This window comes from Lentilactobacillus farraginis DSM 18382 = JCM 14108 (assembly GCF_000583655.1).
Taxonomy (GTDB): domain Bacteria; phylum Bacillota; class Bacilli; order Lactobacillales; family Lactobacillaceae; genus Lentilactobacillus; species Lentilactobacillus farraginis.
Genome location: NZ_BAKI01000030.1, coordinates 24,818 through 32,388, shown reverse-complemented (window position 1 = coordinate 32,388; position 7,571 = coordinate 24,818). Strand labels below are relative to the sequence as shown.

Genomic DNA, 7,571 nt, shown 5'->3' with positions numbered 1-7,571 from the left:
CATAACAACCACGGCACTGAAGCAGCGTGGTTGTTATTTAGTGGCTTATGTAATATAGTGGGCAGTCAGGGGCTCGAACCCTGGACCCACGGATTAAGAGTCCGTTGCTCTACCAACTGAGCTAACTGCCCATCACTAACCGACTTAAATATAATAACATGGTGAAAAAATTTTTGCAACATTAATTTTAAAAAATCCACATACAAGGTGGTGATAATATTAGATTGTCGGAACCACAAATGGGACGTTTTGCCGTGTTCCGACTGACTTTGGACACTGTGTTATAATAGCATCATGTTGGCGTGTGCAAATTTTGAAAAAAATAACAATATCGAAATCCATGTTAGGAGAAATTGTTAATGGCTAAAAAAATATTAGTAGTAGACGATGAAAAACCAATCGTCGACATAGAAAAATTTAATCTAACAAAAGAAGGTTATGAAGTCTTTGTTGCTTATGATGGTGAAGAGGCTTTAAAACAAGTTAATGAAGTTGATCCGGATTTAATTATTCTGGATTTGATGTTACCAAAAATCGATGGTCTCGAAGTTGCCCGGGAAGTTCGTAAAACAAAAGATACACCAATTATTATGGTAACCGCGAAGGATTCCGAACTGGACAAAGTTTTGGGCCTTGAACTGGGTGCTGATGACTATGTCACCAAACCCTTCTCCAATCGTGAATTGGTAGCACGTGTAAAGGCCAACTTGAGGCGTCAGGGAACCTCAGGCGGCAACTCAAATGAAGGTGACGAAAATAAGGATATTAAAATCGGTGATTTGGTCATTCATCCGGAAGCATATTCGGTTTCCAAGCGGGGTGAAAATATTGAACTAACCCACCGTGAGTTTGAACTTCTCCATTATCTGGCACAGCATATTGGTCAGGTAATGACCAGGGAACACCTGTTACAAACTGTTTGGGGCTACGATTATTTTGGTGATGTTCGGACGGTTGACGTTACAGTGCGAAGACTCCGTGAAAAGGTTGAGGATAGTCCAAGTCATCCAACGTGTTAGTAACCCGCCGAGGAGTTGGCTATTACCTTAGAAATCCTGAAAGCGACCAACAGTAAACGCAAGAGAAGATAAGAATAAGGGGTATTAGCTGGTTGTGAATAACCGAATCAAATTTTACCAATCAATTAAAGTTAAGATCGCGTTGGTTTTCGCGCTGGTTTTATTAGTCACACTGGAAATTGTGGGAGCCGTATTTGTGAGGCAGTTAGAGCATCAAAGCTTGGCGACCTTTACAAATCAGGTTCAATTACAATCTTACGTAAAGAATTCATTGATTACGGAGTTGTCACGATCTAATAAAACGTTGGCTAATCGGCGGATTAAGGCCATCCTAAACGATACTGACAGCAATAATACGGCTCAAATTCAAGTTGTTGACAATAAAGGGACCATTCGTGGGACCAATCAGGTTAATAATCAGGCGGTTGTCGGTCAGAAAACAACTGACGATGATGTTAAAAACGCCATTTACAACAGTCACAAGGTTGAGAAAAATACCTATGATTCATCGAGTAATACCAGATATTACACGCTTATTTCACCATTAATCAAAAGTTCTGGGAACAGTAGTGCACTTGTGGGGGTTGTGTATACCAAAGCTAATTTGGATACGGTTTACCAGAGCATTAATAGTGTGACTGTTATTTATCTGTTTGCGGCTTCGGTTGCGATTATTTTGGGACTTTTGATTTCAATCGTGATTTCCCGGGCGATTACCAGGCCGATTGAAGAAATGAAAAAGCAAACCATTCGAATTGCTCGGGGTGATTATTCCGGCCAGGTTCACGTTTATGGAAACGATGAACTTGGGCAGCTTGCCAGTGCGGTAAATAATCTTTCCGTCAGGGTTGAAGAATCCCATGAATCAACAGAATCCGAACGTCGCCGGTTGGATTCCGTTCTGGCAAATATGACAGATGGTGTTTTGGCTACGGATCGGCGGGGAAACGTTATTATTATTAACGAAACGGCCGCTAGTTTTCTTGACCTTGATGAGAGTCAGGCGATGGGGAAATCCATTTTGGACGTTTTGGATATTCGTAAAGATTACAGTCTGCGGGATTTACTTGAAAAACCGGATGAACTGATTCTTGATTTTTCCAGTGACGACCACAGTCTCATTTTGCATGCTCATTTTTCTCTGATTCAACGAGAGTCCGGGTTTATCAGTGGCTTGGTTTGTGTCTTACGGGATATTACCGAACAACAGCGGATCGATCAGGACCGAAAACAATTTGTTTCAAATGTTTCCCATGAATTAAGAACGCCTTTAACCAGTGTTCGTTCATACATTGAAGCTTTACATGACGGTGCTTGGAAGGACCCCAAGCTGGCACCTAAGTTTCTGAAGGTGACGCAAGATGAGACTGATCGAATGATTCGGATGATCAATGACCTTCTGACCTTATCCCGCATGGATTCCGGAACGCAAAAGATGGATGTGGAATTGGTCAATATCAACGAATTATTCAATTATGTTTTGAATCGCTTTGATATGATCCTGAAAAAGGATGAACATCCGGAAAAAATGTATACTATCAAGCGTTATTTTACAAAACAGGACCTTTGGGTTGACTTGGACACGGATCGTTTCACTCAGGTACTCGATAATTTGATGAATAACGCGATTAAGTATTCTCCTGATGGCGGTGTCATTACTTGTCGGCTTTACGAAACACGTAATAAGGTCATTTTAAGCATCAGTGACCAAGGTCTGGGAATCCCGCGTAAAGATATCCCGCATATTTTCGATCGCTTCTACAGGTTGATAAGGCTCGCTCCCGTCAGCAGGGCGGCAGTGGTTTAGGCTTAGCGATTTCCAAAGAAGTTGTTGAAGCACTTCACGGTCAATTATGGGCCGAAAGTGTTGAAGGGAAGGGCTCGACCTTTTACATTGCGCTGCCGTACGAACCGCTAGAAGAGGAGGACCTGTGGGATGAGGTTTAGTAAATATTTAATACCAATTGCATTAACGATTGCGGTCATTATCAGCTTAACGCTCTCGGTTGTTATTTGGACCAATCCCGCCAATTATAAAAATCGGCAGAATTCTTCACAAAACACGCAAAGTGAAGAAATGACCAAACCGAAGGCTATGTTTACGCGCCGAATCAAGCAATTCACACGGATAGCAACGGAAATCAAACCATTTTAGTTAACCGATTAGTGAACTCGGTTTCTGAAATTCAAAAAACAATGCATGATTATAAAAACGTTCATTTGAAGAAACTCAGTACCAAGTCTCAAGATAAATACTTTCAGATTGCAAACCGGCCGAATTCAATCATGTTGAGTTATGTTAGCCCGGTTTCCGTTCGGATTATCAGTAATATTACAAACAAGCAGTTCAAAAAATTACCAAATCACCAGATAACCCGAATTGTTTTGCCAACCAACAAGTCAAACAGTATTTATTTGTTAAATGATAAAAATTTCGCCGTTTACCAGGTTCAGGTAAAACAGCATAGCTTAAAACGCTTAAATAATGTTTTGAACATGAATATTAGAAGAGTGCCGGCTGCGCTTCAATTGTTCAATGGTCAGCCAATGGTTTACGTTAAAGCGCAGGTGCCGATGCAGCCATATAAGTACTTGATTGATCGACAGTCTGAAGACTATTATGTCAGTCGATTGCTCAATAATCGGGATTCTCAGGGCAACATAAACGTTAAACGACGACGAAACTTGGTGACCTATAGCGATCAGAACACGCTTCAATTGACGTTTAATTCGCGAACCAGAATCGGGACTTTTTCTGACTTTCGAAATAATAAGGATCAGCAAAGTGTAACACCGGTGCTGGATGATTCATATAATCAGTTGGTTGATTTGGGACTGCCATTGGATAATGTTCACTTCTTTAATTATGATACGGATTCAAGAACGGTTTCATACAGAACCTTCGTTGAAGGGTTTCCGATCTTTCGAACGAATAGTTTTGGGACAATTTCCACTCAGATTTTAAATGCCAATGCCAAGCGGTTGCAGTTTTCTCTGGATAACCCCGAAGTGCCAATTCCAAGCAAACAGGGTTATACCAACTTGCCGGATACTGAAACAGCAATTAGGCGGTTAGTTGCCAGAGGTTATCATGAAAAAGAAATTAAGGATCTACAGATTGGCTACGGTTGGCAGCGTGATAAATCATCACAGCTGTTGATTAATTTGGTGCCGGATTGGTACGTCAATTATAAAGGATCTTGGCGCAGCTACTCGTCATTAATTAATCGTTATTGATAGTGGAAGGAGGGGAGCCGTTTGAATTTCAAGCGAATAGAAATCATCTTTTTGGTAACGTTTATCGCGATCGATATTTTTCTATTTGGGATGTTTGAGCAGAATATGAGCATGCAGACCGAAAACGTTTCTCAAGGGGATTCCGATTCGAAAATTATTAAAGAAATGAAGGATGATCAAATTAAGGTTGGTAACTTGTCGAAGAAGCAAAAATTTGCTTATTACTTGTCCGGTACTCAAAATGATACGTTGCGTAACCAAATGGGACAGTTACTGAATCAGACTCCCCACTACGCTGGTTATGAACTGGATAGTGAGTTTAAAAATCCGGTAAAGGTCGATAAAAACAACCCACATCAGTCGATTGACAAATTGATGATGGATCCGACATTCGTTGCCTTTGGCGATCAGTATCAGTACAGTAAAGATCTGTCTACGCCTCGAAGTATTGTCTATATCCAAAAAGCTATGGGCGGTTTGATGTACTCAACAGAAGCACAGATTCGATTTACATTGAATGGTCGAAACCAAATTGTCAGTTATACACAGTCCTACTTACAAGACATTAAGAGCTTGCGTGAAAAATCAGAAACCATTTCGGAAATTCGTGCTTTAATTTGGCTATACCAGTACAATGAAATTCCGAATAATACGAAGGTTGCTTGGGCTAAACTCGGGTATACAAAGCTCCTGTCGATTGATGATGATCGGGTTTTTATTCCGACTTGGATTATTGCAATCAAGCCACAAAATTCACCGCAAGTTCAGCTTAAAAAGATTAACGCTTTTACGGGTGGGATTATTAAAGAAACAGATGAAAATTTGAAAAATAGTCAAGGAATTTCCGGGGTTAACTAAATGTTTGAAAGAAGAAGCAGTATGGAAAATGATGATATGCGAATTAGTGTACTTGCCAGTGGCAGCACCGGCAATGTTACCTACGTTGAAACGCCGCAGCACAAGATTTTGTTGGATGCCGGTTTAAGCGGTAAAAAAATTGCCAATCTTATGAAGTCGATTGATCGGGATATTAATGACGTTGACACATTGTTGGTGACCCATGAGCATTCCGATCACCGTCAAAGCGTTGGCGTCTTGGCTCGAAAATACAATTTGAATGTGTATGCCAATCAGGGAACTTGGGACGCAATGCGATCACGAATCGGTAAAATACCGGAAGATGAAATTAATATTTTTCCGCCGGATACGGTTATGGATTTTGGTGATATTGATATTGAGAGTTTTTCAGTCTCCCATGATGCTGCGGAGCCACAATTCTATGTCTTTCATCATCGCAATAGATCTTTTGTTGTATTAACCGATACGGGATACGTTTCGGACCGAATGGAAGGGGTTATTAAAGACGCGGATGGTTATTTGTTGGAATGCAATCACGATATTGAAATGTTGGAGAACGGCGAATATTCTTGGCCGCTGAAGCAGCGGATACTAAGCGATCAGGGCCATCTTTCCAACGTTGACGGGGCAAATACGATGCTGGACGTTATTGGGCACCGCACCAAAAAGATTTTTTTGGGACATCGCAGTCAGCACAACAACATGAAATCGCTTTGTCATTTAACCGTGGCGTCAATTTTGGCCGATCATGACTTAGGTGTTGACAAAGATTTTAAGCTATATGATACTGAGCCCGAAACGGCTTCTCCTTTAATGATTATTTAGATTTCCTTTAGAATTTTATAAACTTGAGAACACACTTTTTTCAAAAAAAGAGTATATACTTTAAATAAAACGAAGGGGGCACACTCATTGGCACAAAAAAATGGTTTTGGAAAAATTATCGTAACAGCGGTCATTGCCGGTGCTTTAGGCGGTGGCATAACTTATGGTGGCATGTCATACTTCAATAATAATGATAGTGGAACCGGCACATCACTGGTTTCCACCAACAAGAATGGCAATACCAAGGTTAGCAACGTAAAAGTGAACCTCAACACACAAGCAGAAAAGGCCTTTAACGCGACTAAAAATACAGTTGTTTCGGTTATTAACCTGCAGCGGGAAAGTTCAAGTGATGATACCTTAGCCGGGATTTTGGGCGGTTTGGAAGGCGGTTCGAGTAGTAGCGGCTCCTCCAAAAAGAGTGGTGAGCTCGAGGCCTCGAGTGAAGGCTCCGGTGTTATTTACAAAAAGAGTGGTAACACGGCTTACATTGTTACTAATAATCACGTTGTTTCCGGTGCCAACGCGTTGGAGATTATTTTAAGTGATGGGTCAAAAGCTTCCGCCAAAATTGTTGGTAAAGATGCCGTTACTGACTTAGCTGTCATTAAAATTACCTCCAATAAAATTAAGGATGTCGCTCAATTTGGCGATTCAGATAATATTAAGGTTGCCGAACCGGTTCTTGCAATCGGATCACCGCTTGGCTCTCAATATGCAACGTCGGTTACCCAAGGGATCATTTCTGCCAAGAAGCGAGAAGTGCCGCAAACTTCTGAATCCGGTGCTCAAGTTGGAAACGCAACTGTTATTCAAACAGATGCGGCAATTAACCCAGGAAACTCTGGTGGTCCATTGATTAATTTTGCTGGTCAGGTTGTTGGGATTAACTCGATGAAGCTTGCCCAGGATCAACAGGGAACCAGTGTTGAAGGAATGGGCTTTGCTATTCCAAGTAACGAAGTTGTCAGAATTATTAATCAGTTAATTAAGAATGGTCAAGTTGTTCGACCGGCGCTTGGAATCGGTTATACCGATCTTTCAAATATCTCAGAGGAACAGCAGCGTTCTGTTCTTAAACTGCCAAAGAGCGTTACGCAGGGAGCAGTTGTCTTAAAAGTTAACAGCAATTCACCTGCAAAACGGGCCGGTATTAAGAAGTATGACGTTATTACCGAATTGGATGGGACTAAGATTACCCAGCAGAGTCAGTTACGGGATATTTTGTACAAGCATAAAATTGGTGACAAGATTTCGGTAACTTATTATCATAAAGGAAATAAACAAACCGGTTCGATTACGTTAAATCAAAAAGCAACCAACAAAGTATTAAATGAAGCAAGTAAGTAAGTTTGTTTCAACACTATGATTAGACTATCGTATCAGGAGTCAGGGCCTAAAAATGGTCTTGGCTCTTTTTAAATGTAAAAACGAATACTCATCTGAGTTGAATTAAGAAAAAATGCCGATAAACTGAACGTTAGAATAGTGATAATTAACCAGCTTATCAGGTTTCCGAACAGATAATGCGATAAATGAAATAATTAACCGTAATTAATTGGTAAATACGAACTTTTAGCAAGATATTTTCTAAAAAATTCACTACCTAAGAAAAAGCGGGGTTTTTGTACA

The 7,571-nt window shown here is 40.6% G+C and carries 5 protein-coding genes, 1 tRNA gene and 2 pseudogenes; 7 read left to right on the top strand and 1 reads right to left on the bottom strand.

The annotated features are described in order from the left end of the window. Positions 1-58: 58 nt before the first annotated feature. A tRNA-Lys gene (locus JCM14108_RS09840) sits at positions 59-131 on the bottom strand. Between the two features lie 228 nt (positions 132-359). Between JCM14108_RS09840 and yycF the strand changes: the two are divergent. From yycF to JCM14108_RS09810, 7 genes and pseudogenes are all read left to right on the top strand, one after another. Then, a pseudogene (gene yycF / locus JCM14108_RS09835) lies at positions 360-1,075 on the top strand (response regulator YycF). Between the two features lie 38 nt (positions 1,076-1,113). After that, positions 1,114-2,966 (top strand): annotated as a pseudogene (walK, locus tag JCM14108_RS09830) (cell wall metabolism sensor histidine kinase WalK). Continuing rightward, positions 2,956-3,174 (top strand): hypothetical protein, encoded by a 219-nt coding sequence (locus JCM14108_RS15440; RefSeq protein ID WP_237745796.1) that lies wholly within the window; start codon positions 2,956-2,958, stop codon positions 3,172-3,174. The pseudogene walK and the gene JCM14108_RS15440 overlap by 11 nt, the downstream one beginning before the upstream one ends. A gap of 41 nt (positions 3,175-3,215) precedes the next feature. Next, entirely contained in the window at positions 3,216-4,256 is a 1,041-nt protein-coding gene (locus JCM14108_RS09825; protein WP_500778296.1) for a YycH family regulatory protein, read from the top strand. A gap of 21 nt (positions 4,257-4,277) precedes the next feature. After that, positions 4,278-5,114, top strand: a complete 837-nt coding sequence (locus JCM14108_RS09820) for a two-component system regulatory protein YycI (protein WP_035180581.1) — start codon at positions 4,278-4,280, stop codon at positions 5,112-5,114. A 21-nt stretch (positions 5,115-5,135) separates the two neighbouring features. After that, positions 5,136-5,939 carry an MBL fold metallo-hydrolase gene (locus JCM14108_RS09815; RefSeq protein ID WP_420805519.1) on the top strand — a complete coding sequence of 268 codons (804 nt, stop codon included), beginning with the start codon at positions 5,136-5,138 and terminating at the stop codon, positions 5,937-5,939. Positions 5,940-6,026: 87 nt separating this feature from the next. After that, complete coding sequence (locus JCM14108_RS09810; RefSeq protein WP_035180579.1) at positions 6,027-7,289, top strand: S1C family serine protease; 1,263 nt, start codon at positions 6,027-6,029, stop codon at positions 7,287-7,289. Positions 7,290-7,571 lie beyond the last annotated feature (282 nt).

Bases quoted from the DNA above. Each gene is read 5' to 3' on its own strand.
- JCM14108_RS15440 (WP_237745796.1), top strand. From the start codon at position 2,956: ATGAGGTTTAGTAAATATTTAATACCAATTGCATTAACGATTGCGGTC.
- JCM14108_RS09825 (WP_500778296.1), top strand. From the start codon at position 3,216: ATGCATGATTATAAAAACGTTCATTTGAAGAAACTCAGTACCAAGTCT.
- JCM14108_RS09815 (WP_420805519.1), top strand. From the start codon at position 5,136: ATGGAAAATGATGATATGCGAATTAGTGTACTTGCCAGTGGCAGCACC.